The sequence below is a fragment of the Neorhizobium sp. CSC1952 genome, assembly GCF_030378245.1.
Taxonomy (GTDB): Bacteria; Pseudomonadota; Alphaproteobacteria; order Rhizobiales; family Rhizobiaceae; genus Neorhizobium; species Neorhizobium oryzae_A.
In genome coordinates this window covers 2,824,720-2,850,714 of sequence record NZ_CP128416.1, presented here as the reverse complement: position 1 = coordinate 2,850,714, position 25,995 = coordinate 2,824,720, and the positions used below count along the sequence as shown (strand labels likewise).

At 64.4% G+C, this 25,995-nt stretch carries 21 protein-coding genes; 7 read left to right on the top strand and 14 right to left on the bottom strand.

Annotation, left to right across the window (positions count from 1 at the left end; genetic code table 11):
* Positions 1–18: 18 nt before the first annotated feature.
* Genes QTA58_RS13810 through QTA58_RS13800 form a run of 3 tightly spaced genes read right to left on the bottom strand, consistent with a single transcriptional unit; the run spans position 19 to position 3,772 of the window.
* Positions 19–2,307 carry a xanthine dehydrogenase family protein molybdopterin-binding subunit gene (locus QTA58_RS13810; RefSeq protein WP_289669293.1) on the bottom strand — a complete coding sequence of 763 codons (2,289 nt, stop codon included), beginning with the start codon at positions 2,305–2,307 and terminating at the stop codon, positions 19–21.
* Positions 2,304–3,299 (bottom strand): xanthine dehydrogenase family protein subunit M, encoded by a 996-nt coding sequence (locus QTA58_RS13805; protein ID WP_289669292.1) that lies wholly within the window; start codon positions 3,297–3,299, stop codon positions 2,304–2,306. Before QTA58_RS13805 ends, QTA58_RS13810 begins: the two co-directional genes overlap by 4 nt.
* Positions 3,299–3,772, bottom strand: a complete 474-nt coding sequence (locus QTA58_RS13800) for a (2Fe-2S)-binding protein (protein WP_289669291.1) — start codon at positions 3,770–3,772, stop codon at positions 3,299–3,301. Before QTA58_RS13800 ends, QTA58_RS13805 begins: the two co-directional genes overlap by 1 nt.
* 236 nt (positions 3,773–4,008) lie before the next feature.
* Between QTA58_RS13800 and QTA58_RS13795 the strand changes: the two genes are divergently transcribed.
* The gene (locus QTA58_RS13795; protein ID WP_289669290.1) at positions 4,009–4,602 is read left to right on the top strand and encodes a TetR/AcrR family transcriptional regulator; all 594 of its coding nucleotides are present in this window, start codon (positions 4,009–4,011) and stop codon (positions 4,600–4,602) included.
* Between the two features lie 394 nt (positions 4,603–4,996).
* Positions 4,997–6,946, top strand: coding sequence for a HAMP domain-containing methyl-accepting chemotaxis protein (locus tag QTA58_RS13790; protein WP_289669289.1), 1,950 nt, complete (start codon positions 4,997–4,999; stop codon positions 6,944–6,946).
* An 8-nt stretch (positions 6,947–6,954) separates the two neighbouring features.
* On the opposite strand, the gene QTA58_RS13785 is transcribed toward QTA58_RS13790, so the two are convergent.
* The 8 genes from QTA58_RS13785 to QTA58_RS13750 all read right to left on the bottom strand — a co-directional run bounded on the left by QTA58_RS13785 (position 6,955) and on the right by QTA58_RS13750 (position 13,889).
* Positions 6,955–7,779, bottom strand: coding sequence for a helix-turn-helix transcriptional regulator (locus QTA58_RS13785; protein ID WP_289669288.1), 825 nt, complete (start codon positions 7,777–7,779; stop codon positions 6,955–6,957).
* The gene (locus QTA58_RS13780) at positions 7,776–8,141 is read right to left on the bottom strand and encodes a nuclear transport factor 2 family protein (RefSeq protein ID WP_289669287.1); all 366 of its coding nucleotides are present in this window, start codon (positions 8,139–8,141) and stop codon (positions 7,776–7,778) included. Before QTA58_RS13780 ends, QTA58_RS13785 begins: the two co-directional genes overlap by 4 nt.
* 91 nt (positions 8,142–8,232) lie before the next feature.
* Complete coding sequence (locus QTA58_RS13775; RefSeq protein WP_085420445.1) at positions 8,233–8,844, bottom strand: LysE family translocator; 612 nt, start codon at positions 8,842–8,844, stop codon at positions 8,233–8,235.
* 166 nt (positions 8,845–9,010) lie between these two features.
* Positions 9,011–9,793 carry an ABC transporter permease gene (locus QTA58_RS13770; RefSeq protein ID WP_289669286.1) on the bottom strand — a complete coding sequence of 261 codons (783 nt, stop codon included), beginning with the start codon at positions 9,791–9,793 and terminating at the stop codon, positions 9,011–9,013.
* A 6-nt stretch (positions 9,794–9,799) separates the two neighbouring features.
* Positions 9,800–10,660, bottom strand: coding sequence for an ABC transporter permease (locus QTA58_RS13765; RefSeq protein WP_085420447.1), 861 nt, complete (start codon positions 10,658–10,660; stop codon positions 9,800–9,802).
* On the bottom strand, positions 10,657–11,712 hold the full coding sequence (locus tag QTA58_RS13760; RefSeq protein ID WP_289669285.1) for an ABC transporter ATP-binding protein: 1,056 nt from the start codon (positions 11,710–11,712) through the stop codon (positions 10,657–10,659). Before QTA58_RS13760 ends, QTA58_RS13765 begins: the two co-directional genes overlap by 4 nt.
* 83 nt (positions 11,713–11,795) lie before the next feature.
* The gene (locus QTA58_RS13755; RefSeq protein WP_289669284.1) at positions 11,796–12,833 is read right to left on the bottom strand and encodes an ABC transporter substrate-binding protein; all 1,038 of its coding nucleotides are present in this window, start codon (positions 12,831–12,833) and stop codon (positions 11,796–11,798) included.
* An 81-nt stretch (positions 12,834–12,914) separates the two neighbouring features.
* Positions 12,915–13,889 (bottom strand): 2-oxoglutarate and iron-dependent oxygenase domain-containing protein, encoded by a 975-nt coding sequence (locus tag QTA58_RS13750; protein ID WP_289669283.1) that lies wholly within the window; start codon positions 13,887–13,889, stop codon positions 12,915–12,917.
* A gap of 112 nt (positions 13,890–14,001) precedes the next feature.
* Here QTA58_RS13750 and QTA58_RS13745 point away from each other — a divergent pair, with 112 nt between their 5' ends.
* The 4 genes from QTA58_RS13745 to QTA58_RS13730 are packed head-to-tail and all read left to right on the top strand — an operon-like array spanning position 14,002 to position 19,069.
* Complete coding sequence (locus QTA58_RS13745) at positions 14,002–15,111, top strand: carbohydrate kinase (RefSeq protein ID WP_289669282.1); 1,110 nt, start codon at positions 14,002–14,004, stop codon at positions 15,109–15,111.
* A gap of 28 nt (positions 15,112–15,139) precedes the next feature.
* Positions 15,140–16,069 carry a pseudouridine-5'-phosphate glycosidase gene (locus QTA58_RS13740; RefSeq protein WP_085420452.1) on the top strand — a complete coding sequence of 310 codons (930 nt, stop codon included), beginning with the start codon at positions 15,140–15,142 and terminating at the stop codon, positions 16,067–16,069.
* 22 nt (positions 16,070–16,091) lie between these two features.
* Entirely contained in the window at positions 16,092–16,901 is an 810-nt protein-coding gene (locus tag QTA58_RS13735; RefSeq protein WP_289669281.1) for an enoyl-CoA hydratase/isomerase family protein, read from the top strand.
* Positions 16,902–16,915: 14 nt separating this feature from the next.
* Positions 16,916–19,069, top strand: coding sequence for an acetate--CoA ligase family protein (locus QTA58_RS13730; RefSeq protein WP_289669280.1), 2,154 nt, complete (start codon positions 16,916–16,918; stop codon positions 19,067–19,069).
* A gap of 50 nt (positions 19,070–19,119) precedes the next feature.
* Here the strand turns inward: QTA58_RS13730 and QTA58_RS13725 are convergent, their stop codons facing one another.
* From QTA58_RS13725 to QTA58_RS13715, 3 genes are read right to left on the bottom strand one after another with little or no spacing between them, the layout of a single operon-like run.
* Positions 19,120–20,091 (bottom strand): nucleoside hydrolase, encoded by a 972-nt coding sequence (locus tag QTA58_RS13725; protein ID WP_289669279.1) that lies wholly within the window; start codon positions 20,089–20,091, stop codon positions 19,120–19,122.
* 30 nt (positions 20,092–20,121) lie between these two features.
* Positions 20,122–23,601 (bottom strand): indolepyruvate ferredoxin oxidoreductase family protein, encoded by a 3,480-nt coding sequence (locus tag QTA58_RS13720; protein ID WP_289669278.1) that lies wholly within the window; start codon positions 23,599–23,601, stop codon positions 20,122–20,124.
* On the bottom strand, positions 23,602–25,047 hold the full coding sequence (locus tag QTA58_RS13715) for an FAD-binding oxidoreductase (RefSeq protein ID WP_289669277.1): 1,446 nt from the start codon (positions 25,045–25,047) through the stop codon (positions 23,602–23,604).
* Positions 25,048–25,231: 184 nt separating this feature from the next.
* Here QTA58_RS13715 and QTA58_RS13710 point away from each other — a divergent pair, with 184 nt between their 5' ends.
* Positions 25,232–25,984, top strand: coding sequence for a GntR family transcriptional regulator (locus QTA58_RS13710; RefSeq protein ID WP_289669276.1), 753 nt, complete (start codon positions 25,232–25,234; stop codon positions 25,982–25,984).
* The last annotated feature ends 11 nt before the right edge of the window (positions 25,985–25,995 follow it).

The following is a 25,995-nucleotide window of genomic DNA, read 5'->3' as shown; positions in this document are numbered from 1 at the left end:
TCTATCCGATGGCAACCCTCAGATCAGCTTTTCCAGCGTGATCGGCAGGTCGCGGATGCGTTTTCCCGTCGCGTGGAAGACGGCATTGGCGATCGCGGGCGCGACGCCGACGATGCCGACCTCGCCCACGCCCTTGCCGCCCAATGCCGAGGCGTTGTAATCCGGCACGCCGACGGAGATGACCTGGATGTCCGGAATGTCGGAATTGGTCGGCACCAGATAGTCGCCCACGTTGTTGTTGATCGTCCGGGCGTTGCGCTGGTCGACAAGTCCCTCTTCCAGCAGCGCCTGGCCTATCCCCATGATGATGCCGCCGCGCCACTGGCTTTCCACCAGCCGCGGATTGTAGAGCCGGCCGCAATCGAAGGCGGAGACCATCCGCGAGACACGCACCGTGCCGAAATCCTCGTCCACGCGAACTTCGGCGAAATGGGCGCACCAGCTGTGCATGGAATACTCGCCCATGGTCGGTCCCTGCACCTTTGCCATGGTCGTCCAGGCCTGATGGTGCTCCTGGGCGGTTGCGCCGTCCGGCAGCGTATTTCGGCGGGTCTCGAGTTCGTCGCGGCCGAGCGCCGCCATCAGTTCCGGCAGGGTAAGCGAGGGTCCCTCGCCGCGCTGCACGCCGATCCGCCCGTCGCTGAAAGCGAGCGTGTTGGCCCCGGTGTCGCGCAGCGGCGAATTCGCGTCGCTGAGCGCAAGCCCGATCAGCTCGTCGCGCGCTGCCGTCGCAGCCTTGTGAACGGCACCGAGGATCGAACCCGCAAGCATCGAGCCCCCGGCGATCGCCGAACCCGGCAGGCGGGAATCGCCGAGCTTCACGTCTACCTGGCTGACCGGCACGCCGAACACTTCCGCGGCCGTCTGGGCGAGGATCGTATAGGTGCCCTGCCCCATGTCGATCGCACCGCTGACGACCTCCACACGGCCGTTGCCGAGGATACGGATCATCGCCTCGCTCGGTGCCTGGATGACCGGGAACGTGCCGCAGCCGATGCCCCAGCCGATCAGCGTCTTCCCGTCACGCATGGAACGCGGCGCGTGGCTGCGCTTCGACCAGCCGAAGGCTTCCGCCCCCTCGGTCAGGGCCTCGCGCAGGCGGCGGGTCGACCAGGGTTTTCCCGACTGGTAGTCACGGTCGGCATAGTTCTTCAGCCGGATTTCCAGAGGATCCATGCCGAGCTTGTAGGCAAGCTCCTCGATGGCGCTTTCGATGCCGTAGGCGCTCGGGTTCTTGCCCGGCCCCCGAAGCGCGCCGGGCGTCACCGTATTGACGGGCACGACCCGGTGCTGCGAGGAGAAGTTCTCGACCTTGTAGAGGATCGGGGTCGCGGCACCCGTCTGCTCGGGCCAGACCGCGTATGTGGACGTCTCGCTGGCGCCGCGATGGACGATAGACTGCAGGACACCGTCTTCCGTCGCGCCGAGCTTGATCGTCTGGCGGGTTGCGGCACGGCCGCCGTAACTCGTGAAATTCTGCGGCCGGGTGACCGCGAGCTTCACCGGCCGGCCGAGCTTTCTCGCCGCGAAGGCAGCGACCGCGCCATAGGCGAGAACCGCGCCCTTCGAGCCGAAACCGCCGCCGATGAAGGGGGATATGAGGCGGACGTTCTCGTAGGGAATGCCGAACCATTCCGCATAGGTGCGCGCCATGCCATGCGACCACTGGCTCGGTTCCCAGACCGTCAGCTGGTCGCCATCCCATTTCACCGTCAATCCATGCGGCTCCATGGCGGTGTGATATTCGCGGGGCGTGGAATATTCCGCCTCGATCTGAACGGGTGCGGCCGCAAACGCGGCCTCGGCATCACCCCAGGCAGAGCTGAGATTATCCATCACCATACCTTCGCCCGCCTTCGGATCGTCGAGGCTCGCCACATGAGGGGCTTCCTCATAGCTGACCCGGATCAGCCTCGCGGCCTCATCGGCCTGCTCCCGGCTTTCGGCCACCACCGCCGCGATCGCCTCACCGTTGAAACGCACCTCGCGCGGCAGCGGGATATAGGGCTGGTTTTCCGGACGGTTGCCGTACCAGTCCGTCGCGACGGTGAGGCCGAGATCGTCGTCGGGCGTCAGCACCATCAGCACGCCCGGCGCGGCAAGCGCCTTCGACGCGTCGATCGAGACCACGCGGCCGGCCGGGATCGTGCTCTGGACCAGAACTGCATGAGCAAGGCCGTCGACCGGATATTCCAGCGCATAGGTCGCGGCGCCCGTGACCTTCAATTGGCCTTCGAAGCGGGTTTGGCGGCCGCCGACCATGCCGTCGGAAGCGTCGCCATGTTTGCGGGGTTCCATGATGGTCATGCGAGGACTCCGATATTCTGGGCCATTTTCAGGATGGCGCGGGTAACGACGCGCGGCGCTAGCTCGATCTTGTAACGGTTGCCGCCATGGGAGACGGCGCCTTCCATCGCGAGCCGGCTCGCCTTTTCGACGCTTTCCGCATCGAGAATCTTGCCGGTGAGCGCCTGTTCGACCGCGCGGGCGCGCCAGGGTTTCGTTGCAACGCCGCCAAGCGCGACGCGGATGTCGCGGATCGTTCTGCCATCCGCTTCGAACTCGATACCCACGGCAGCGCTTGCCGCGGCGAATTCGTAGGATTGCCGGTCGCGCACCTTGAGATAGGTCGAGTGCCTTGCGGCAGCGGAAGCCGGAATGCCGACGCTGACGATCATCTCGCCGCGCTCCAGCACGGTTTCCCTGTCCGGCGTGTCGCCGGGCGTCAGAAAGAAGTCATCGACGGCGACTTTCCGGGTACCCAGATCGACCACGGCGTCGAACGCCACCAGAGCCACCGCCAGATCGCCGGGATTGGAGGCGATGCAGGCGTCGCTCGTGCCGAGGACGGCATGGTTGCGCGTCACGCCGCCGATAGCCGAACAGCCGGAACCCGGATTGCGCTTGTTGCAGGCCGGGAAAGCGCCCGGATCGCGGAAATAGGGACAGCGCGTCCGCTGCAAGAGATTGCCGCCGATCGTCGCCATGTTGCGGAGCTGGGCGGAAGCGGCGAGCGACAGAGATTCCGCGACGGCCGGAAAGGCTGCACGGATGTCGCGGTGGTCGGCGACATCGCCCATCCTGGCAAGCGCGCCGACCGTGGCGCCGCTTTCGTCGACCGTGATCCCGCCGAGACCGGAGAGGTGGGTTATGTCGATTACCGTTTCAGGCTCGACGACGCCGCATTTGGCGAGATCGAGCAACGTCGTGCCGCCGGCAAGCAGGGCGGCACCGGCCTGAAGAGCGGCCTGACGGGCTTCGTCCGCCGAGGTCGCGCGGAGATAGGAAAAGTCTCGCATCAGGCCATCTCCGCCGCTTCGCGCACCGCCGCGACGATGCTGTTATAGGCCCCGCACCGACAGAGATTGCCGGACATGTATTCGCGGATCTCCTCGTCCGAACCCGCATGCCCCTCCCGGATGCAGGCGACGGCGGACATGATCTGGCCCGGCGTGCAATAGCCGCACTGGAAGGCGTCGTTCTCGATGAACGCGGCCTGGACGGGGTGAAGATCGCCGCTTTCCGCCGCCAGCCCTTCGATCGTGGTGACCTGCCGGCCTTCGACCTGGGCGGCGAGCGTCAGACAGGAGAGCACGCGCTTGCCGTCGACATGGCAGGTGCAGGCGCCGCACTGGCCCTGGTCGCAGCCCTTCTTGGTGCCGGTCAGCGACAGATGCTCGCGCAACGCGTCAAGCAGGGTGACGCGGGGCTCGACATCGAGCTCGTGCCGCCTCCCGTTGATATCGAGCGAAAGATGGATGGTTCGTGTCATGGATCAAGCTCCTGCCATCGTCACGAGAATGAATTCAAAATCCAGAATGGGGTGGTCGGCCGTCGACCGGGTGCTATATTGATTTCCAACAAGAGAAGCCCCGGCACATTTGGGCATGGCATCCGGCCCCCTTCTGGAATAAGAAGTGGAAGGCACTCCAGATAACCGGAGGCGCCTCCGTTTAAACTAGTGGCTTGTGGGATTTCGTCAAGCCCTCATTCGCCTGGAGCACCATTTTGGCCTCGGCCGAGCCCAAGACAGCATCGACCGCCTCCACCAAGCTTCGCGCCGACGCCCGTCGCAACCGGGACAAGCTGATCGAAGTGGCCGCCGCCGCCTTCGCGGAAAATGGCGTCGAGACCTCGCTGGAGGACATAGCGCGACAGGCCGGCGTCGGCATCGGCACGCTCTACCGGCATTTTCCGACCCGCGAACATCTGGTCGAGGTCGTCTACCGCCGGGAATTGGAAAGCCTCGCCGCCGCGGCTACGGAACTCGCGGGGAAATATCCGCCGGACCTGGCGCTCGAAGAATGGACGCGCCGTTTCGTGGGCTATATCGCCGCCAAACGCGGCATGGCGAACAGCCTGCGCATCCTGATGACCTCCAATTCCTCGCTCTTCGCCGAGGGCTCGGGGCTCATTCGCGGCGCTCTCGAAGGGCTGCTGAAGACTGCCGGAAAAGAGGGTTATATCCGTACCGACATCGAGACGACCGATCTTCTGCAGGCTCTGTCCAGCATCTATTCCATTCCGGATTCGCCGGAATGGCGCGAACGGGCGTATCGGCTGATCGGTCTGCTGATGGATGGTTTGAGGGCGAAGAAATAGCGCCTCGAAATGGCCGATCAGGCCATCCTCGGCGCTCCTGTCGATGGCCAGATTTCGCATCGTCCTTGAACGGAAAATCAATCAATCCGCATTGGCAGGTATCCTGTTACTCCGTCCTCGGGTTTCATCAGATTATCCTTGTAAAATAACCGGATAGCAGAACGGAAATCTGGGATTTTTCCGCCCGAAAACGGTCAAAAATCGTTTTACATTGTCAAAATTCAATCTGTCGTTAAAGAGTTTGACCTAGGCTCCGGACCATGGCGCCGTCGCCGTCCGGCATGGCGCGGAACCGGTATGAGGCCGGTTCTCTTCCCCACACTGCCAGATATCAGATCTGCGCGTGAAAACGCGATGCCTCTCCTCGAGGCTTCCTCATGTCGGAGCCGAACTCATGTCCCGTCTCTCCATCCGCAGCTCGCTGATCGCCGTCTTCGGCGCGATAGCAGCGCTCACCGCCGTTCTTTCCTGGGCGGCCATTTCCTCGCTCTCCCATGTCGCCGGCAATCTCGATACGATTTCCAACAATTCCCTTCGGAGCGTCCAAGCCTCCAAGAACATCGAGACGGCCATCCTCGGCATGACGATCGCCTACATGAGCCATCTCACGACGACGTCGGACTTCGGCATGGAAGCTGCGGAAAAGCTGATCACCGAGCAGTCGGCAGCTCTGAAGTCCGCCCTCGACACCTACAAGCCGATGATTTCCGGCGACGACGAAAAGCAGCTCGTCGATCAGATCGCAACCGGCGTCGACAAATACGTGGCGGGCGGCGAAAAGATGCTGGGCTTCTCCCGCAAGGCTTCCGATGCCCGCGCCCGCGTCGAAATGGAGAAGATGCGCATCGCGATCCAGCCGGTCATGGAGGCCGTGACAGAGCTCGTCAAGGGGAACGCCGACGAGGCGGTCGTCGAAACCGCCAAGGCGGAGGCGACCTATGCCAGTGCGTTGACCACGATGTATGCGATCCTCGGCGTCGTGTTCGCCCTGATCGCCGGCGCGGCCGTCTACGTCCTGACCGGCATCGCCCGCCCGATCCAGCGCATCACAGCCTCGATGAGCAATCTTGCCGCCGGCGACACGGCGACGGGAATTCCCTTCGCGGGCCGCAAGGACGAAGTCGGTGCTATGGCCGGCGCCGTCGAGGTCTTCCGCCAGGCCGCGATCTCCAACCGGCAGCTTCAGGAAGAGGCCGAAGAGGCCCGCGCCCGTGCCGAAGCCGACCGCATCCGCCTGCAGGAGGAAGCCGAAGCCGCCGCCCAGGCCCGCCTTCAGGAGGCCACCTCCGGCCTCGCCGCCGGTCTGCGCCGCCTGGCCTCCGGCGATCTCGCGTTCCAGCTCACCGAACCCTTCGCTCCGGATTTCGAGGCGCTGCGCGAAGACCTGAACTCTGCCGTCGCTCGCCTCAGCAGCGCCCTTTCGGAAGTCGCCTCCTCGGCCCAGTCGATCGACAGCGGCTCGCGCGAAGTAAGCCAGAGCGCCGACGACCTTTCGAAGCGCACGGAGCAGCAGGCCGCCTCGCTTGAGGAGACCGCCGCCGCTCTCGACGAGATCACCGCCAACGTCTCGAACTCTTCCAAGCGCGCCGACGAGGCGAAGGCGATCGCGCGGGAGGCGAATGCCAGCGCGGCCCAGTCGGGCAGCGTCGTGGCGAACGCCGTCGACGCGATGCAGCGCATCGAACAGTCGTCCAGCCAGATCTCCAACATCATCGGCGTGATCGACGAGATCGCCTTCCAGACCAACCTGCTGGCGCTGAATGCCGGCGTCGAGGCAGCCCGCGCCGGTGAAGCCGGCAAGGGTTTCGCGGTCGTCGCCCAGGAGGTTCGCGAACTCGCCCAGCGCTCGGCCAACGCCGCCAAGGAGATCAAGGACCTCATCCGCAATTCCGGCGCCGAGGTCCAAAACGGCGTGAAGCTGGTCCGCGAGACGGGCGACGCGCTGAAGACGATCGAAGCGCATGTCGTCACCATCAACGAGCACATCAGCGCGATCGCGACCGCCGCCCGCGAACAGTCGGTGGGCCTCGCGGAAGTCAACTCGGCCGTCAACCAGATGGACCAGGTGACTCAGCAGAACGCCGCGATGGTGGAGGAAACCAACGCCGCCGGCGCCAATCTCGCCTCGGAAAGTTCCAAGCTGCGCGATCTCATCGGCCGTTTCAAGCTCGCCGAAACCGCAGCCAACCGTGCAGGCGCGTCGCGCATCCAGGGGCCGGTTGCGGCGGCCCACAATGCCGCCCCGCAGGAATCGCCGGCCCGCCGGCTCGCACAGCGGGTGACGAAGTCGTTCGGCGGCACGGTAGCGGCGGCAACCGCCGAAGCCCAGTGGACCGAATTCTGATCCGCTGATCAGCTTTCAGCCTGGGACGGCCCGGCTCCTGCCATCCGGCGCAGAAGCCGGGCCGTTTCGTCGTTGGCGGGGAAGAAGGATTCGACCGCGAGTTCCGAGAGCGTCACGTCGACGGGCGTCCCGAACACGGTGATCGTCGAGATGAAGGACAGAAGCCCCGCCTCCGTCCGCAACTCCATCGGCACGGCGATGCCGGCATAGTCCCGGCCTGCGGATTTGGGCGCCGCTTCCGGCGCAGGATAACCGGACAGCTCCTCCAGAAGCTCTTCGAGCACCCGATCGCCGGTCGCCACGATCTGCTGGTGCAGCCGCTCCAGCAGATGGTTTCGCCATTCGAAAAGATTGGCGATCTGCGGCGCCAGCCCCTGCGGGTGGAGGCTGAGGCGCAGCACGTTGACCTGTCCTTCCAGCAAGGTTCTGTCGGCTACACCTTTGAGCAATGGCGCGACCGCCGCATTCGCCGCAACGAGGGTCCAGTGCCGGTCGACGGCGAGGGCCGGAAAAGGCTCATGGCCCTTCAGCACCATGTCGATCGCCTGCCGCGCCGGCGCGAGCGCCGGATCGTCGAGCCTGCGCTCCGCAAAGACCGGCGCAAAACCCGCGGCGATCAGCATCGGATTGCGTTCGCGAAGCGGCACGTCGAGCCGCTCCGCCAGGTGCAGCAGCATTTCCCGGCTCGGAGCCGACCGCCCGCTCTCGATGAAGCTCAGATGGCGCTGCGAGATATCGGCCTCCAGGGCCAGGTCGAGCTGGCTCATGCGCCGGCGGCGGCGCCAGTCGCGCAGGAAATCGCCGAGAGGACGGGCGGTCGCGACGGTCGTCATGCGGCGGCCGGAACCTGGTCGAGGAAACCGTGCACCGTCTTCAGCCGGCCGTTTTCGAGCCTGGCGAAATCCGTGCCCTTGATGATCGGCTCGCCGCCTTCCGGTCCGAGATCCCAGGAAAAGCGCAGGTTGTCGCCATAGCCGTCGGCTTCGCCTATCAGCGCGAAGCGGAAGCCCGGAAAACGGGTCTGCACGCCCTCGACCAGGCAATCGATCCAATCATGACCCTTGCCGTGCATCAGCGGATCGACATAGACGCCATCCTCCGTCCAGGCATCGGCGATCATCGCCCGGCGGCGAGCGGCATCCGTCTCGTTCCAGATGGCGAGATAACGTTCGGCATGGGTGTTCGCGTCGGTCATGTCTTTTCTCCTTTGGTCGTCCCGTTCGTTTCAAGGACAGGGCGATCATGCGGGAGGAGCTGCACCGTCTCAATTACGCGGCAGGTAATAACTATCGCTCGGAAAGCGCAAGCCGGGCACCAAGCAATACGAACGCGCCGGCAAAGGTGCGCCGCATCCAGACGAGGATACCGGGCCGGGAGACGACGTGGCTGCGGATCGATGCGGCGAAGAGCCCATAGGTGACAAAGACGCCGAAGGTCATCAGCATGAAGACGAGGCTGAGCTCCGCCATGCGGGTAACCGGGAACGCTTCGCTTTCGGGAACGAATTGCGGCAGGAAGGCGAAGAAGAAGATTGAAAGCTTCGGGTTGAGCACGTTGGCAAGAATGGAAGAGACGATCATCTGCCGTGCCGATTTCGGCGTATCCTTGGTCTCGATGGTCAGTGCGCCCTTCTCCTTCAGGACCTGCCAAGCCATGAAAAGCAGATAGGCGACACCAAGATATTTGATCACCTGGAAGGCGAGCGCGCTGGCATGCAGCACGGCCGCAAGGCCGGAGATCGCGGCAACCATGTGCGGAACGATGCCGAGCGTGCAGCCGAAGGCGGCAATGATGCTCGCCCGCGCTCCGCGCGACAGACCCGCGGCAAGCGTGATCAGAACGCCGGTGCCCGGCGAAGCGACAACGATCAAGGAGGTAATCAGGAATTCGGGACTCATGGACTGTCCTTTCGAAAGGTTCGGCTATCGCCGAAACCCAACGTACCGATCCTCGAACGAAAAGACAGACCCGGAACAGTCCGCCATGACGGCATGCACAAGATGACATCCAGCCGGCCGCCGGATGGCGGAATGGTTTGCAGGCGTTTGCCGGGATGGACCGGTATCAGAAGCGATGGATGCGCAGACCCAGCACCTTTTCCGAAATGACCACCACCGCCAGCGTCAGCACGATCGAGCAGGTCGAGACGGCTGCCGCCTCCGGCGTGAAATTGGTGCGCAGATAGTCGAAGAGCTGGATCGGCAGCGTCGAGGTTCCGACATTCTTCAGCATGAAGGAGATGGTGAAGATGTCGAAGGAAATGATGAAGGCGAAGAGGCAGCCGCCGACGACGCCCGGCTTGATGAGCGGCAGCATGATCCGCCGGAAGCGGGTGAAGCGGCCCGCGCCAAGGCTTTGCGCGGCCATGCTCCAGGACGGATCGTAGCTTTCCATCGAGGCGGAGACGTTGATGAAGACGAAAGGAAGCGTGATCAGCACGTGTCCGACGATCATGCCGACCATGGTCTGGGTGCCGATGCCGACCGAATAGACGAAGAAGAGAAGCGCGATCGCCGTCAGCACTTCCGGCAAGAGCAGCGGCGCCAGCATGGCGATCCGCACCGTCTCCTTGAGCCTGCCCGAATACTGGACGTAGAACATCGCCGCCATCGTGCCGATGACGCCCGAGATCACCATGGTGATCGCCGCGATCCACAACGAGGTGCGGATCGCCCGCATGAACACCTCGTTGTTGAAGAAGACCACGTACCAGCGGAACGAAAAGCCCTGCGGCGGGAAGGTGAGGAAGGCGCCGGCATTGAAGGAGGCGACGACGACGACCAGGATCGGCGCCAGCAGGAAAGCGTAGATGACGAGGCAATAGGCGGTGAAGAATGGCTTCGACATGGTTCCTCAGGCCTTCCATTTCATGCGGGTCAGCCGCCCGAACAGCACGACGACGATCGCGCCGGTGACCGACAGCATCAGCGCGAGCGCCGAGCCGAACGGCCACTGGAACGTGTCGATCAAGGCGTCGACCACGGTGACCGCCATGGTCTTCACCCGCATGCCGCCGATCAGCGACGGCGTCACGTAGGCGCTGAGCGACAGCACGAAGACGAGGATGCAGCCCGCCTGGATGCCCGGCAGCGACAAGGGCAGCGTGATGCGGCGAAAGGCCGTGATCCGGGAAGCCCCGAGCGAACGCGCTGCCGCTTCCAGAGACGGATCGATGCCCTGGATGGCGCTCATGATCGGCAGGATCATGAAGGGGAGGAAGACATGCACCAGCGCGATGACGATGCCGAGCGCATTGTACATCAGCGGCAGCGGTCCATCGACGATGCCCCAGCTCGTCAATGTGCGGTTGATGATGCCGTTGTTGCCGAGCAGGATCGTCCAGCCGTAGCTGCGGATGACGATGCCGACGAGGAGCGGCGAAAGCACGAGGCCGTAACCCAAAGCCCGAAATGCCGAGGTGCCGCGCGCCAGCTGCCAGGCGACGGGATAGCCGAGAACCAGGCAGGCGAAGGTGGTCACGAAGCCGATCCACAGCGTGTTGACGACCTGGCCGATATAGAAGCCGTCGGCGAAGAACTTGCCGTAGTTGGCGAAGGTGAAGCCCGGCGCATAGGGCGTGCCCTGCCCCGGGATGCGGAAGCTCATCACCACGATATTGAGATAGGGCAGCACCAGGAAGACGCCGAGCAGGATCGCGGCGGGCGCGATCAGCAGCAGCGGTCCGAAACCCTTCTTTGCAGGAACGGCATTCATGCGCCGATCCCGGTCACTGGGCCGAGCGGCCAGAAGCGGTCGGCCGGCGCATGCACCAGCACGTGGTCGCCATCGGCGAAGCGCGTGCGCGGAAAGGCCTGGACATTGACGGCCGCACCGTCCGCAAGCTCCAGCCGGTAGTCCACGAGGCTTCCGGAATAATAGCTGGAAAGCACCCTGGCCGGCACGCCGGCCGCATCGGACCCGACCGGCAGAAGCTCGACCGCCTCCGGCCTGAGCGCCAGCATCAGTTCGGCGCCTTCGGCGTAGTCGCCGGAAACCGGCACGTCGCCGAAGGCGGTCGAGACGACCCGGTTCCCCACGCTGCCGCGGATGATGTTGACCTGACCGACGAACTCGGCGACTTCCAGATTGGCAGGCCGTTCGTAGATGTCGGACGGCGTGCCGATCTGCGCGATGCGGCCGCCGAACATCACGACGACACGGTCCGACATCGTCATTGCCTCCGCCTGGTCATGGGTGACGTAGACGGTGGTGATGCCGACGCGCCGCTGCAGGTCGCGGATGAAGACGCGCATTTCCTCGCGCAGCTTGGCGTCGAGATTGGCGAGCGGCTCGTCGAGCAGCAGGATCTTCGGCTCGATGACGAGCGCGCGGGCAAGCGCCACGCGCTGCTGCTGGCCGCCGGAAAGCTGGCGCGGATAGCGCTCCGCATAGCCGGCGAGCTGCACCATGTCCAAGACCTTGGCGATGCGCTCGCGGATCTCGGATTTCGGCACCTTGCGCATCTCCAGCCCGAAGGCGAGGTTCTTCTCCACCGTCATATGCGGGAAGAGCGCATAGTTCTGGAAGACCATGCCGATATCGCGCTTTTCGACCGGCACATGCACCACGTCGCGGCCGTCGAAGCGGATAGCCCCTTCGGTGGCGTCCTCGAAACCGGCGATCATCTTCAGCGTCGTCGTCTTGCCGCAGCCGGACGGGCCGAGCAGCGAGATGAACTCGCCCTCGGCTATTTTTATCGAAATGCCGTTGACCGCGGGGCCTTGCCCATAGTCCTTGGTCAGCTTTTCGATGCTAACCTCTGTCATGAAATTCCACTTTCAAATTCCGTCCCGAAAAAGCCGATCATGGCATGCCCGCGAAGGCAGGCCATGATCGCAGCGGGGGAAAATCACCTGACCGTCTTCGCCCAGCGTTCGGAAAGTTCGCCCTGCTTTTCGTTGACGAAGTTCCAGTCCCAGGTGAGGATCTTGTCCATGTCGGCGCCGGAGACCGGCACATCGGCCTTGAGGTCGTCCGGCACCGCGACCTTGGCATTGGTCGGCGAGATGAAGAACTCCTTCATCATCATCGCCTGCACTTCCGGCGACAGAAGGAAGTCGGCGTATTGATAGGCCAGTTCCTTTTCCGGGGCGTTGGCGAGGATGTTGATCGTCTGGTCGAACATGATCATGCCTTCTTCCGGGATGATGCAGTCGACCGGCAGGCCCTGACGGCGCAGGCGCGCGATCTCGCCGAAATCGAACGGAGCGACGACGATCTCGCCCGAGGCAAGGCCGGTGGAAAGATTGAAATCGACCTGGATGACCGAGCCGAGTTTTTCGAGCGCGGCGAAGCCGGCATCGACATCGTACTGGTCCTTGCCGAAGATCTTCGAGAAAAGCAGCAGCTCCATCTTGCCGGCGCTGTTGGCGAAATTGTAGAGGCCGATCTTGCCCTTGAATTCCGGGTTCTCCCACAGATCCTTCCAGCTCTTCGGCTTGGTCTTCACGAGGTCGGTGCGGTAGCCGATGCCGATCGGAGAGACGGCGGCGATCGCCCCCCAGCCGTCGGTCTTCTTGGCGAGCGGATAGAGATCGGCATAGTTCGGCAGCTTGGAAAGGTCGAGCTTTTCGAAGAAGCCTTCCTTGCGCAGGCCGGAGGCGAAGACCTCGTTGGTCATCACAATCGAATAGGGCGGCTTGGCGACGCCCGCGGCGCGCAGGTTGGCGCCGAAGACGCGGCCGTTGCCGACATCGAGCGTGACGGCCGCGCCGCTCTGCCTGGTGAATTCCGGCGCGACGGTCGAGCGCCAGTATTGTTCCCAGACGCCGCCGAGCGTCGGCACGACCAGCGTCTTCTGCTGCGCCCGGGCGGGCAGGCCCATGAGGCCGGCCGCCGCGAGAGCACCCATTCCGGCAAGTGTCTGCCGCCTTGTCAAATCCATCATGTGCAGTTCCCCTTGTTGCGATCTTTTCATGATCCGGTGTGCCGGCGGTTTTCCGCTTCTGGGCACGCGTTTGGTCGGTCGTCAGCCTTTCGAAAAAGCCTGCTTCGTCTTCAGGTCGATATATTCGCCATAGGTGATCGGCTCGTATTTCGCCCCGCCTTTGACGAAAGGCGGCAGGCACTCGATCACCGTCTCCTTCGACGGGTTGAGGAAGAAAGGGATCGACTGGCGGCGCGCCGTGCCCTTGAAGCCGCTCGGCGGATTGGCGACGCGATGCGGCGTCGAGACCCATTCGTCATTGGTCCAGCGCATGAAGGCGTCGGCGATGTTGATGACATAGGCGCCCTCGATCGAGGGTGCATCGAGCCACTCGCCGTTGCGGTTCCGCACCTGCAGCCCGCCGGGAGAGGCTTCCGAACGCAGGATGGTCATGAAGCCGTAATCGGTATGGACGCCGGCCCGCAGCTGCCCCGGCAGCGGCGATTCTTCCTGTTCAGGATAGTTGATGACGCGCAGCGCCGAGAGATGGTTCTCGAAGGATGGCTCGAAATAGTCCTGGTCGAGGCCGATCGCCTGGCAGAAGATGCGGCGCATGTGCTTCGAGAGCACTTCCATTTCCCTGAAATAGTCCCGGAACGCCTGCTCCAGCCCCTCGGGCCGGTCCGGCCAGGCGTCGCCCGGCAGGTTCTTGCCGAAGTTCAGGCTTTCCTTGTAGTCGCCCGGCGTCTTCAGGCCGAGCGTGGCGGCCAGCGCCTCCTCGGCGATCGGCGAGAAGGCGACGCCGCCCGTGACACCTGTGCCGCGGCCGATCGTCTTCTTCCAGTCCTGTAGTTCGTCGAAGAAGGCGCGGGCGAGATTGTAGAGGCGGGACGTAATCTCCGGCGAAACGCCATGGCCGGTGACGAGGAAGAAGCCCGTATCACGGCAGGCGGTTTCGATCGCCTTTACCACGGCGGAAGCGCCCGCCTCGTTCCGGATGAAGGGGCCGACGTCGATGACCGGGATGCCGGGCACCGATCCGCTTGTCGATACGGGATTGGCAGTCGAAACCGTCATGGCATGCCTCCATTCACATCTGACAAACAGATGTTGACAAAAACATCTGTTGTTGTCCATATCAAAAATAACGAAGTTTTAAGGCGTGTCGCGCCGGGAAGAACAACTCAAGATGGATGACCTCGCCCCCCAGGAAGCGGCCGTCCTGGCAATCATCAAGGACAACCCGTTCGCGGGTCAGCAGGAGATCGCCGCCCAACTCGGACTGGCGCGCTCTACGGTGGCCGCGCATATCGTCCAGCTCATGCAGAAGGGCTACATCCTCGGCCGCGGCTATGTGATGCCGGCCGAAGCCCGGGCCGTCTGCATCGGCGGCGCGGTGCTCGACCGCAAGTACCGCGCCAGGCAGGACCTGGTCTTCGAGACGTCCAACCCGGTCGACGGCATCCGCTCGATGGGCGGCGTCGCCCGCAACGTGGCGGAAAACCTGGCGCTTCTGGGCACCACCACCAGCTTCGTGTCGATCGTCGGCGACGACGAGGGCGGCAGGGCGCTTCTGAAGCACATGCGCGACCGCGGCATCGACGTGAGCCAGGTTCTCACCACCACCGAGCGCCCCACGGCGGAATATGCGGCGATCCTCGACTTGAAGGGCGACCTTGTGCTCGGCATTGCCGACATGGGCATTTTCGACCTGCTCCCGCCCAGCCATTTGGAGCGGATCTGGCCGCATCTCGCCGCCGCGAGCTGGGTCTTCTGCGACTGCAACGTGCCGGCCGAGACGCTTGCCGCTCTGATCGCAAAGCGTCAGGGCGCCCGCTTCAGGCTGGCGGTGGACGCGGTCTCGACGCCGAAAGCCGCCCGCCTGCCGGAAGACCTCACCGGCATCGATCTTCTGTTCATGAACATCGACGAGGCGAATGCGGTCCTGCACCGCAGGGCACATGAAACGATCGAAGACGCGCGCGATGCCGCGCTTGCGCTGCAGGCCGCCGGCGCCCGCGAGGCGGTGGTCACCATGGGGCCGCGCGGCATTGCCGTCGCCGGCACCGAAGGCGCGAAAACCTATCCCGCCGTGCATGCCAGGCCGGTCGATATCACCGGAGCGGGCGACGCGATGATTGCCGGGACCCTCCACCGCATCCTCCACGGGGAGGATACATACAACGCCGCGCGCACCGGCGCGCTGCTCGGCACGCTGACGACGGAAAGCGCGGCAAGCGTCCATACCGAATTGTCCGAACGCTTCCTGGAAGCGAACATGCACCGGCTTGCCGGATGAGCCGACCGGCCGAACAAGGAATACTGCAATGACCCTTCTGAAACCGAAGCTGAGCCGCGAAGTGGCCGAAACCATCGCAGCCGGCGGCCCTGTCGTCGCGCTGGAATCGACCATCATCACCCATGGCATGCCCTACCCCGCCAATCTCGAAACGGCGCTCGCCGTCGAGGGCGTCATCCGCGAGAACGGCGCGGTGCCCGCCACCATCGCCGTGATCGGGGGCGAGCTGCGCGTCGGCCTCGAACGTCACGAGCTGGACGCGCTGGCGCAGGCCGAGGGCGTGGTCAAGGCATCCGGCCGCGACCTCGCCGTCGCCATGGTCAGGAAGCAGTCGGCAGGCACGACCGTCTCCGCCACCATGCTGCTCGCCGATCTCGCCGGCATCGACATCTTCGCGACCGGCGGCGTCGGCGGCGTGCATCGCGGCGCCGAACAGACCTTCGACATTTCCGCCGACCTGACCGAGCTCGGCCGCACCAAGACCGCCGTCGTCTGCGCCGGCGTCAAATCGATCCTCGATATCGCCAAGACGCTCGAATATCTGGAAACCCAGCGCGTGCCCGTCATCGCCTACGGCACCGAGGATTTCCCGGCCTTCTTCACGAGAAAGAGCGGCTACAAGGCCGATCATCGGCTGGATACGCCGGAAGAGATCGCCGAGGCCATGTGGCTGCACCACAAGCTCGGCACCGGCACCGGCCTGATGATCGCCAATCCCATTCCCGAAGCGGCGGCGCTGACGCCGGAATTCATCGACGGCACGATCGCCGACGCGGTGCGCGAGGCGGACGAAAAGGGTATCGGCCGCAAGGAACTGACGCCTTTCCTGCTCGCCCGCATCAACGAGCTTTCGAAAGGCGAGAGCCTCAAGGCCAATATCGAGCTGGTGAAGAACAATGCCCGTCTGGCCGCGAAGATGGCGGTCGCCTACGCGGCGCTCAAGAAGACCGGCAAGTAATCAAGAAATAAGGGGAACTGCCATGACTTATGAAACGATCCTTTACGAGAAGGACGCCACCGACAAATTCGCGACGATCACCATCAATCGTCCCGACAAGATGAACGCGATGAACAAGACGGTGATTCGCGAGATCGACGCGGCGCTGAAGGCTGCCGTCGAGGATCCGGACGTCAACGCGCTGGTCATCACCGGCGCCGGCCGCGCCTTCTCCTCGGGCTACGACCTGCAGGGCGGCGATTTCGACGTCGATATCGACTTCTGGCGCGAGGACATGACCGAGAACGCCGAGGCGCTGCTCAACATCTGGCGCGCGCCGATCCCGGTCATCGCTTCGGTCAACGGCTATGCGCTGGCCGGCGCGCTGGAACTGATGATGAGCTGCGACCTGGCGATCGCCGCCGATACCGCCAAGTTCGGCGAACCGGAAGTACGCCATAATTCAGGCCCGCCTGCGCTGATGATGCCCTGGCTGCTCGCCACCCGCGACGTGCGCTGGCTGATGTTCACCGGCGACATGGTGGATGCCGAAGAGGCGCTGCGCATGCATCTTATCAACAAGGTCGTGCCGGCCGATCAGCTCAAGGAAAAGACCGAAAACCTTGCCCGCAAGCTGGCCCGCATGCCTGTTCCGGCGCTGAAATACACCAAGGCCTCGATCAACAACCAGCAGATGGTCGCGGGCCTCATGCCGTCTTTCCAATACAATATCGAGGCGATCGCCGCCCTGCACGTGACCAGACAGGGCCGCGAATGGATGGCGAACCTCGCCAAGATGTCGCTGAAGGAATACCTCGCCTTCCGCGACAATCCCTTCAAGGGTCTCGACTGAGGAGGCTTCTGCCGATGCCCGCAAACAAGTCCGAAGACTTTGGCGATGCGATGCGGGCTTTGATGGCGCCGCGCTCCGTCGCCGTCGTCGGCGCCACGGAGCGCGCCGACGCCTCGTCAAGCTTCGTGATGAAGAACCTGATGCGCTTCGGCTATCGGGGAGAGATCATCCCGGTGCATCCCAAGGCGGAAACGGTCTTTGGCTACAAGGCGGCCCCTTCCCTCTCCTCGCTCGATGCCGCGCCGGATGTCGCGGTCATCGGCATCGCCGCCGAGAAGGTGATTGAAGCGCTGGACGAGGCAGGGCGGACGGGCGTCAAGGCGGCCGTCGTGCTGGCCTCCGGCTTCGCCGAACTGGACGAGGCCGGCCGCCAGCGACAACGGCAGCTGGTCGAGATCGCCGGGCGATACGGCATGGCGATCTGCGGGCCGAATTGCCTCGGCCTCTTCAATCTCGGCACGGGCGCGGCGCTCTATTCATCGAGCCTCTCGACCAATCTCGAAAAGGGCCGGTTCGCGATCCTCTCCCATTCCGGCGCCAGCGCCATCGCGCTCGGCAATACCGGCCGCTTCGGGCTGAGCCATATCGTCTCCTCCGGCAACAGCGCCGCGACCGACATTCCGGATTATCTCGAATTCCTCGCCACGGACGAAGCCACGAGCGCGGTCGGCATCGTGATCGAAGCGATCCGCGAGCCGGGAAAGCTCGCCCGAGCGATGATGAAGATGCATGCGGCGAACAAGCCGGTCATCGCGCTTCGGGCCGGGCGCTCGGCGCGCGGGGCACAGGCGACGGCTGCCCATACCGGTTCGCTTGCCGGCAGCAACGAGGCCTATCGCGCCTTTTTCAAGCGCGTCGGCATCATCGAAATGCCGGACATGGACGGCTTCATGGAGACGGCGACGCTCTGCCTGAGCCTGAAGCAGCGGCCGACGAGGCCCGGCGTGGCGATCGTCGGCGTCTCCGGCGGCGGCGTCGCGCATGTCTCCGATATTGCCGACGAGGCGGGCCTCTCGTTGCCGGATCTGCAACCCCAGACGGTTACGAAACTCAAGAGCTTGTTGCCGCCCTTCGCGACGCCCCAGAACCCGCTCGACACGACCGGCGTGGTCTTCGCCAACGGCGATATCTACCGCGACGTGCTGCATTCCCTCGCCGGTGACCCGTCGATTGGCCTGATCGTCGCCGCGCAGGATGCTCCAGCCGGTCTCGACGATTTCTGCGCTTCGGAATATCTAGGCATCGCGGGGGCGGTTTCCGCCTATGCCGAGACCGGCAGGGCGCCGGTCGTCTTCATGAGCAATCTCTCCTCCGGCCACCATCCGGCCGTCGAGGCGAAGCTGCCGGATGTGCCGGTCCTGCGGGGCACGAAAAGCACTCTGACGGCCATTGCCGGCCTGATCGGACAGAACCGCGTCGTCTCATGGCCGGGCATGGCGACGGCGGCAAAGAAGTCCCTATCCGCAGATGCACGCACCGAACGCGAAGCCAAGGCGCTGCTGGCTGCCGAAGGTCTGCCGGTGCCGGCGGAAAAGCTTGTCACTAGCCCCGACGCCGCCGCGGAAGCGGCAAAGGCGCTCGGCTTTCCCGTGGTGATGAAGATCGAGTCGCCGGATATCCTCCACAAGACGGAGGCCGGCGGGGTGAAGCTCGGCATCGCTTCCGAAGCGGAAGCCCGCGCCGCGTTCGAGACAATCATGGCAAGTGCCCGTGCCTATGCTCCGAAAGCCGATCTGCGCGGTGTCTCGGTGCAGGAAATGGTAGCGGGCGGTGTCGAGGCGCTGGTCGGCCTCGTCCGCCATGAACCCTTCGGTCTGGGCCTCGTGATCGGCATCGGCGGCGTGCTGGTGGAATTGGTCAAGGACAGCGCCTTCGACCTCCTGCCGATCGACCTTGCCCGCGCCGAAGCGCTGATCGGCGAAACGAAGCTCGCATCGCTGCTCGACGGTTATCGCGGCGCGCCGAAGGCCGACCGCAAGGCCCTGGCGGAACTGCTGGTGAAACTCTCCGGCTTTGCCGCCTGCTATGGCGAGGATATCGAGGCGGTCGACCTCAACCCGGTCGCCGTCCTGCCGGCGGGCAAGGGCGTGCGCATCCTCGATGCGCTGATCATTCCGAGGACAGACGGTAAACGCGATGTCGGGCCAGCTATTGAAGCCGAACGTTGACCATTCTCTCCGTCATTCCTGTGACAAGCACAGGGATGACGATGGAAATATTAGGTCGTCTCTGCCCTGGCATCAGCCTGTTTGGCGGCCAACGCCGCCAGCCTTTCCGTCAGCAGCGCATAAAAACCGTCGGCGTCCACGTCGCGCATGAACATGGCGTTCTTCGGACGGCCGGAAACGCCCCACCAGTCGGTCACGGTCATGCCCTTGGTGAGTTCGGATTCCGTCTCGATCTCCACATTGCAGAGCCGGCCGGAATAAAGCTCAGGCTTCAGGAGATAGGCGATCACGTTCGGGTCGTGCAGCGGCCCGCCCTCGCTGCCGTATTTCGCCACGTCGAAGCGCTCGAAATAATCGAGCCAGCCGACCAGCACTTCGGAAAAATGCCCGCCGATCCTCCGGATCGCCTCGACCCTCGCCCGCGTCGTCAGCGTCTTGTGGGTGACGTCGAGCGGCATCATGACGATCGGTACGCCGGAGCCGAAGACGACGGCCGCCGCCTGCGGATCGACGTAGATGTTGAACTCGGCGGCCGGCGTGATGTTGCCGCCTTCGAAGCAGCCGCCGCCCATCAGCACGATTTGCCTGATGCGGCCGGCGATCTCCGGCTCCTTCGCCAGCGCCTTGCCGAGATTGGTGAGCGGGCCGAGCGTGCAGATCGTCACCGTGCCGGCCTGCTTGTTCCGGAGCGTCTCGATGATGAAGTCGACGCCGTGCTGATCCTGCAGCGGCATCGTGGGCTCCGGCAGGTCGGCGCCGTCGAGGCCCGTCGCGCCATGCACGTGCTCGGCCGTTACCAAGGCTCCGTCCATGGGCTGACTGCAGCCGGCGAAGACCTTGATGTCGGGCCGCCCCGCGAGCTCGCAGATCTTGCGGATGTTCACGTTGGTGAGCGAAAGCGGCACGTTGCCCGCTGCGGCGACGATGCCGAGAACGTCGAGCTCCGGACTTGCCAGAGCCAGCAGAATGGCGAGGGCGTCGTCCTGCCCGGGATCGGTGTCGATGATGATCTTTTCTGCCATGCTGGTCGCTCTCGAAAGCTGGAAAATCGGTCAGGCGACATGGGTGAGCGGTACCGCTGCACGCCATTTCGCAATGAGGTCGGCTTTGCGTTTATCGTAACGCTCGACGGAAGCAAGTTTGACGGGACCGAAACCGCGGACCATGTCCGGCAGGCCGGCAAGCTCGGTGGAGAGCGCGTGATTGCCGGCATCGAGGCCGGCCGCAAGCTCCGCCACGAGCGCGAAATAATCCTCGACAAGCTGCCGCTCCATGCGCCGCTCGGACGTGCGTCCGAAGGGATCGAAGGCCGTGCCGCGCAGGAATTTCAGCTTCTCCAGCACCGCGAAGGCGGGCCTGATCCAGCCGCCGAAGGCGATCTTGGCCGGGTGGCCGGTGCGCGCATCGATCCGGCGGGAGAAAAGCGGCGGCGCGAGGTGATGCTTTATCTTGAAATCGCCCTCGAACTGCTCGGCGAGCTTCCTTTCGAAACTGCCGTCGCGATGTAGCCGGGCAACCTCGTATTCGTCCTTGTAGGCCATCAGCTTGAAGGCGTTTTTCGCCACCGCCTCGGCAAAACCGGCCGCACCGTGCAACCGCGCCTCGGCGTTCTTGGCGATCTCGACGAGGTCCTTGTAACGCGCGGCATAGGCGGCGTTCTGGTAACCGGTGAGGAATGCGACGCGACGGGCGACGGTCTCCTCCAGCGTTTGGGCCCTGGGCTCGGCCTTTGCCAGACCCGCCTCGCGGGCGACTTCCGCGACATCCACCGCCGCGCGGCGGCCCCAGCCGAAGGCGGCGCGGTTCACGGCGATGCCCGTGCCGTTCAGTTCGATCGCCTTGTCGATCGAGGCAAGGCCGATCGGCACGAGGCCGCGCTGCCAGGCATATCCGAGCAGGAACATGTTGGACGCGATCGCATCGCCGAGAAGCGCCGTGGCGAGATCGGTCGCCGGCACGGTGTCGACCGCATCCTCTCCGGCGGCACGGCGCAGCGATTTCAGCGTCGCCTCCTGCCGGAAATCGATCGTCGTATCCTTCACGAAGGAAGCGGTCGGCGCGAAGTGATCGTCGATCACCGCCCGCGTTTTGTTCCTGGCGAATGAGGCGAGCGAGTTCTTCTGGGCCGCCACGACGATGTCGAAACCGAGCACCAGATCGCTTTCGCCGGGGCCGATCCGCGCCGCGTTGATTTGCGCGGGGTCCTTCGCCAGCCTTATATGCGAGACGACCGAGCCGTTTTTCTGCGCCAGCCCCGTCTGATCCAGTGTCACCAGCGCCAGCCCGTCGAGAAGTGCTGCCTGCGCGAGGATGGCGCTGACCGTGATGACGCCCGTGCCGCCGATGCCGGCGAGCAGCATGCTGTAAGGCGTCTCGAAAGTCGCGGTGAACGCCGGCAGCGGCAGGTCGTCCGTCTTGACGGACCTCGATTTCACGGCCGGCTTGCGGATGCTGCCGCCCTCGACGGTGACGAAGCTCGGACAGAAACCCTTGATGCAGGAAAGGTCGGTATTGCAGCTCGACTGGTTGATGCGCCGCTTGCGGCCGAATTCGGTCTCCTGCGGCTCGATCGAAATGCAGTTGGAGACGGCCGAACAGTCGCCGCAACCTTCGCAGACAAGCTCGTTGATGAAGGCGCGCTTGGTCGAGACGGGATAGGCGCCGCGCTTGCGGCGACGCCGCTTTTCGGCGGCACAGACCTGGTCGTAGATCAGCACGGTGACGCCCGGAATTTCCCGCAATTCGCGCTGCACCGCGTCGAGCTCGTCGCGGTGATGGACCGAAACATCGCGCGGAAGATTGCCCTGCCAGACCTCCGGCCGCTCGGCGACGACGACGACGCGGCCGGCCCCCTCGGCCAGCATCTGCGCGACGATGCCCGGCACGGTGACCTCGCCGTCGTGCTTCTGGCCGCCGGTCATGGCGACCGCATCGTTGTAGAGGATCTTGTAGGTGGCATTGACCTTCGCCGCGATCGCCGCGCGGATCGCCAGCACGCCGGAATGGAAATAGGTGCCGTCGCCCATGTTGACGAAGATGTGCTTCTCGTCGGTAAAGGGCGAGAGCCCGATCCACGAGCCACCCTCGCCGCCCATCTGCGTGAAGGTGGAAGTGTTGCGGTCCTCGTTGCCGATGATCATCATATGACAGCCGATGCCGGTCGAGGCACGGCTTCCCTCCGGCAGGCGGGTCGAGACACTGTGCGGACAGCCCGAGCAGAAATAGGCCTCGCGGCGGAGTGCCGTCGCTTCGACACCCGTGGCAATCCCCATTTCCTCCACGAAACGGGCCTTTGCCTGCAGCGCTTCGTCAAGCACTCCTAGGCGCGAGAGAATCGCCTTGGCGACCGAGAGCGTGTTGATCTCGGCGATCGACTGGAGAAGCGTTGCGCCCTGTTCGCCCACCTTGCCGAAGACCCGCGGCCGCTGGTCGGAAGGCAGGTTGAAGAGCTGCGCCTTGATCTGGTCTTCGAGGATGGAGCGCTTCTCCTCCACCACCAGCAGTTCCTCGACGCCCGAGGCGAAATCCGTAATCCCCTGCGGTTCCAGCGGCCAGACCATGCCGACCTTGTAGAGCCGGATGCCGAGTTGGGCGGCGCGGGCCTCGTCGATCCCGAGTAGCGCCAGCGCACCCATCAGGTCGAGCCAGGATTTGCCGGTCGAGACGATGCCGAGCCGGGCTCGTCCGGCCGAACCCCAGACGGTGCGGTCGATCCTGTTGGCACGGGCGAAGGCCTGCACCGCCAGCATCTTGCGTTCAAGCCGCAGCTCCATCGCATGCGGCCCGTCGGGCCAGCGCAGCGACAGGCCGTCCGGCGCGAAGGTTTCATCGGGAAGCACGATCTGCGGCCGATCCGGGTCGAGATCGACCGTCGCCGAACATTCGACGATCTCGGTCTGGCACTTGAAGCCGACCCAGGCGCCGGAATAGCGGCTCATGGCAAAGCCCAGAAGGCCGTAGTCGATATATTCGCCGACGCCGGCCGGCGAGAGCATCGGCACCATGGCGGAGATCAGGTTGTGCTCGCTCTGGTGCGGCAGGGTGGAGGATACCGCGCCGTGGTCGTCGCCGACCAGGAGCAGCACGCCCCCGTTCGGGTTGGTGCCCACCGCGTTGGCGTGGCGGATCACGTCCATGCTGCGGTCGACGCCCGGCCCCTTGCCGTACCACATGGCGAAAACGCCGTCGTAACGCGAGCCCTGGAACATGCCGGTCTGCTGCGTGCCCCAGACGGCGGTCGCCGCCATGTCCTCGTTGAGGCCCGGCTGGAATTTGACATGCGCCGCATCGAGATATTTCTTCGCCTTGCCCATCTCGCGGTCGAAGCTCGCCAGCGGCGAACCGCGATAGCCCGAAACATAGCCGGCGGTATTCAGCCCTCGCGCCAGATCTCTTTGGCGCTGGATCATCGGCAGGCGGATCAGCGCCTGCGTGCCCGACACCAGGATGCGGCCCTTTTCCAGCGTGTAACGATCGTCGAGGCTGACCTTGCGATCCGAGGAGAGCGTATCCGGGGCGGCATGTATCGACATCTAGGCTCGCTCCGCCTCGTCGGCCGGAACCGGCGCCTCGAAGACCCGGCCGCGGTTGAGAATATGGTTCGGGTCGAAGGCGGCCTTCAGCCGCCGCATCGTGGCGATCTCGGCGTCGCTGCGCGCATATCTGAGATACCGAACCTTGTCGGTGCCGATGCCGTGCTCGGCGGAAACGCCGCCGCCGACCGCCGCGATGCCGGAGAACACCGCCTCGGCGATCTTCTCCTTCCGCCGCGTCAGCACGCAATAATGCAGGTTGCCGTCGCCGAGATGGCCGAAGATGAAGGAGACCGCATCCGGATCGATCTCCGCTATGGCGTGAGCGGCCCTGTCCAGGAATTCCCCCATGCGGGAGAGCGGCACGGAAATGTCGTAGCCCGCCATCTCGCCAAGGCCGAAGAGGTAATCGTTGATGCCGTCGCGGATCGCCCAGAGTCCGTTGAACTCGCGCAGCGAATTGGAAAGCACGACATCGGTGGCAAGGCCTTCCTCCAGCGCCGCGGCGAGGGCCGCCTCGAAACGCTCGTTGTCCTGCTCCGGCGACTGGCCCTGGATTTCGACCATGGCATACATGCCCGCACCCGTCTCAACCGGAGGGCGGATGCCCATATGGGCGACGGTACCCTCATAGACATTCGGAAAAATCGCTTCGAAGGCCGATAGCAACCCGGACAATTCGGTCCGCAGCTTCCCCAGAAGCTCCTGGGCCGCCCGCAGCGACGGCAGCGCGACAAAGGCGTTGCGTTCGATCTTCGGCTTCGGATGCAGTTTCAGGCAGGCGCGGGTGACGACGCCAAGGGTACCTTCCGTGCCGATGAACAGCGGGTTGAGATCATAGCCGGAATTGTCCTTCGGCAGGCCCTTGAGCGAGGAAAGCACGGTGCCGTCGGCCAGCACCGCCTCAAGCCCCATGACCTGCGCCCGGTACATGCCGTAGCGCAGCACGCGGATGCCGCCGGCATTGGTGCCGATATTGCCGCCGACCGTCGCCGTGCCGCGCGCGCCGATATCGACGCCGAAGAACAGATCGTTGTCGGCGGCGACCTGCTGCACGATCTGCAACGGAGTGCCGGCGGCGACGATCATGGTCTGCGCCGCAACGTCGATCGATTCAACGCCGCCCATCCGCTCCAGCGAGATCGAAACCTCGCCGGCGAGCGGTCGCGAGGCGCCGGACAACCCGGTTCGCCCACCCTGCACGACGAGCGGCTGGCCGAGATCGCTGGCAGCGGCAAGAATGGCCGAAACGTCGGCGGTATTGCGCGGACGGAGAACTGCAAGGGGATGGTGGCCGCGTGCCGTGGCGTCTGCGGCATAGCCGTCGGAAACCGCATCGCCGGCAAGAATTGCGGCGGCATCGAGCCTGCCTTCAAGACGAGCCAGAAGACGCTTGACGCGATCAGACAAGGAAACCCTCCTTCGAATGCCTTTCCAAGCCGCCATGGCATGATGCCGGGCCGAATGTCATGTCGCACATAGCCTTCCCCTCGCCTTGACGGCTTTGCAAGAGACGTTATTCCCATTCCCCTATTTGTCAAACCTATATTTAAAAAGCATTGGCCTTTTCATTTTCCGCGTGGCATGACTATCGGCAGGAGACATGGCCAGGACATCGGGGAAGGGTAACATGATCCTCAAATACGACGAGGTCGTCCGCACCGGCATCGCCAAACAGGTGGCCGACAATATCCGCTCGGCGATCCTCGACGGAAGGCTGAAGGTGGACGAGCGCCTGCCGACCGAGGAAGAGCTCGCGAGGAGCTTCGGCATCTCCCGCCCGACCGTGCGCGAAGCGCTCAAGCGGCTGGCCGCCCAGAACCTCATCCATTCCAAGCGCGGCCCCGCCGGTGGCAATTTCGTCAAGCGGCCGGATCCCGAAGGACTCTCCAAGGCGATCACCGGTGCGGCCACCCTGCTCGTCGGCATCGGCGCCTTCGACATCGAGGAAATCATCACCGCCCGCCTCGAGACCGAGACGGTCTGCTGCCGGCTCGCCTGCGAAAACCGCAGCGAAACGGATCTCGCCGCCATGGCGGCGGAGATCGCCGTGCAGCAGGACGAGGCGATCAGCGACGAGGATTTCTGCGCTTCGGACGTGCGCTTCCATCGGGCGCTGGTGGAATCGACCGGCAACGGTCCCTTGAAGCTGATGATGTACACCGTCATCGAGGCCTTCATCCCGATCACCAACATGATCGTCTTCCGGGTGCGCGAACGCCGGCATGTCGCCTCGCTGCACCAGGAAATTCTCGACGCGGTGCGCGATCGTCATGACGCGAAGGCTGCCACGGCGCTTGCCCGGCTGCTTGCCTATGTGCGCGAGAGCTATGCCGCCGTGCTCGATGCTCGGGCCGAACGCGAAGCCCAGGCTTCCGCCTGATACCAGCCAAA

Coding starts and splice junctions, on each gene's coding strand:
- QTA58_RS13810 (WP_289669293.1), bottom strand. CDS start 2,307: ATGACCATCATGGAACCCCGCAAACATGGCGACGCTTCCGACGGCATG.
- QTA58_RS13805 (WP_289669292.1), bottom strand. CDS start 3,299: ATGCGAGACTTTTCCTATCTCCGCGCGACCTCGGCGGACGAAGCCCGT.
- QTA58_RS13800 (WP_289669291.1), bottom strand. CDS start 3,772: ATGACACGAACCATCCATCTTTCGCTCGATATCAACGGGAGGCGGCAC.
- QTA58_RS13790 (WP_289669289.1), top strand. CDS start 4,997: ATGTCCCGTCTCTCCATCCGCAGCTCGCTGATCGCCGTCTTCGGCGCG.
- QTA58_RS13785 (WP_289669288.1), bottom strand. CDS start 7,779: ATGACGACCGTCGCGACCGCCCGTCCTCTCGGCGATTTCCTGCGCGAC.
- QTA58_RS13780 (WP_289669287.1), bottom strand. CDS start 8,141: ATGACCGACGCGAACACCCATGCCGAACGTTATCTCGCCATCTGGAAC.
- QTA58_RS13775 (WP_085420445.1), bottom strand. CDS start 8,844: ATGAGTCCCGAATTCCTGATTACCTCCTTGATCGTTGTCGCTTCGCCG.
- QTA58_RS13770 (WP_289669286.1), bottom strand. CDS start 9,793: ATGTCGAAGCCATTCTTCACCGCCTATTGCCTCGTCATCTACGCTTTC.
- QTA58_RS13765 (WP_085420447.1), bottom strand. CDS start 10,660: ATGAATGCCGTTCCTGCAAAGAAGGGTTTCGGACCGCTGCTGCTGATC.
- QTA58_RS13760 (WP_289669285.1), bottom strand. CDS start 11,712: ATGACAGAGGTTAGCATCGAAAAGCTGACCAAGGACTATGGGCAAGGC.
- QTA58_RS13755 (WP_289669284.1), bottom strand. CDS start 12,833: ATGATGGATTTGACAAGGCGGCAGACACTTGCCGGAATGGGTGCTCTC.
- QTA58_RS13750 (WP_289669283.1), bottom strand. CDS start 13,889: ATGACGGTTTCGACTGCCAATCCCGTATCGACAAGCGGATCGGTGCCC.
- QTA58_RS13745 (WP_289669282.1), top strand. CDS start 14,002: ATGGATGACCTCGCCCCCCAGGAAGCGGCCGTCCTGGCAATCATCAAG.
- QTA58_RS13740 (WP_085420452.1), top strand. CDS start 15,140: ATGACCCTTCTGAAACCGAAGCTGAGCCGCGAAGTGGCCGAAACCATC.
- QTA58_RS13735 (WP_289669281.1), top strand. CDS start 16,092: ATGACTTATGAAACGATCCTTTACGAGAAGGACGCCACCGACAAATTC.
- QTA58_RS13730 (WP_289669280.1), top strand. CDS start 16,916: ATGCCCGCAAACAAGTCCGAAGACTTTGGCGATGCGATGCGGGCTTTG.
- QTA58_RS13725 (WP_289669279.1), bottom strand. CDS start 20,091: ATGGCAGAAAAGATCATCATCGACACCGATCCCGGGCAGGACGACGCC.
- QTA58_RS13720 (WP_289669278.1), bottom strand. CDS start 23,601: ATGTCGATACATGCCGCCCCGGATACGCTCTCCTCGGATCGCAAGGTC.
- QTA58_RS13715 (WP_289669277.1), bottom strand. CDS start 25,047: ATGGCGGCTTGGAAAGGCATTCGAAGGAGGGTTTCCTTGTCTGATCGC.
- QTA58_RS13710 (WP_289669276.1), top strand. CDS start 25,232: ATGATCCTCAAATACGACGAGGTCGTCCGCACCGGCATCGCCAAACAG.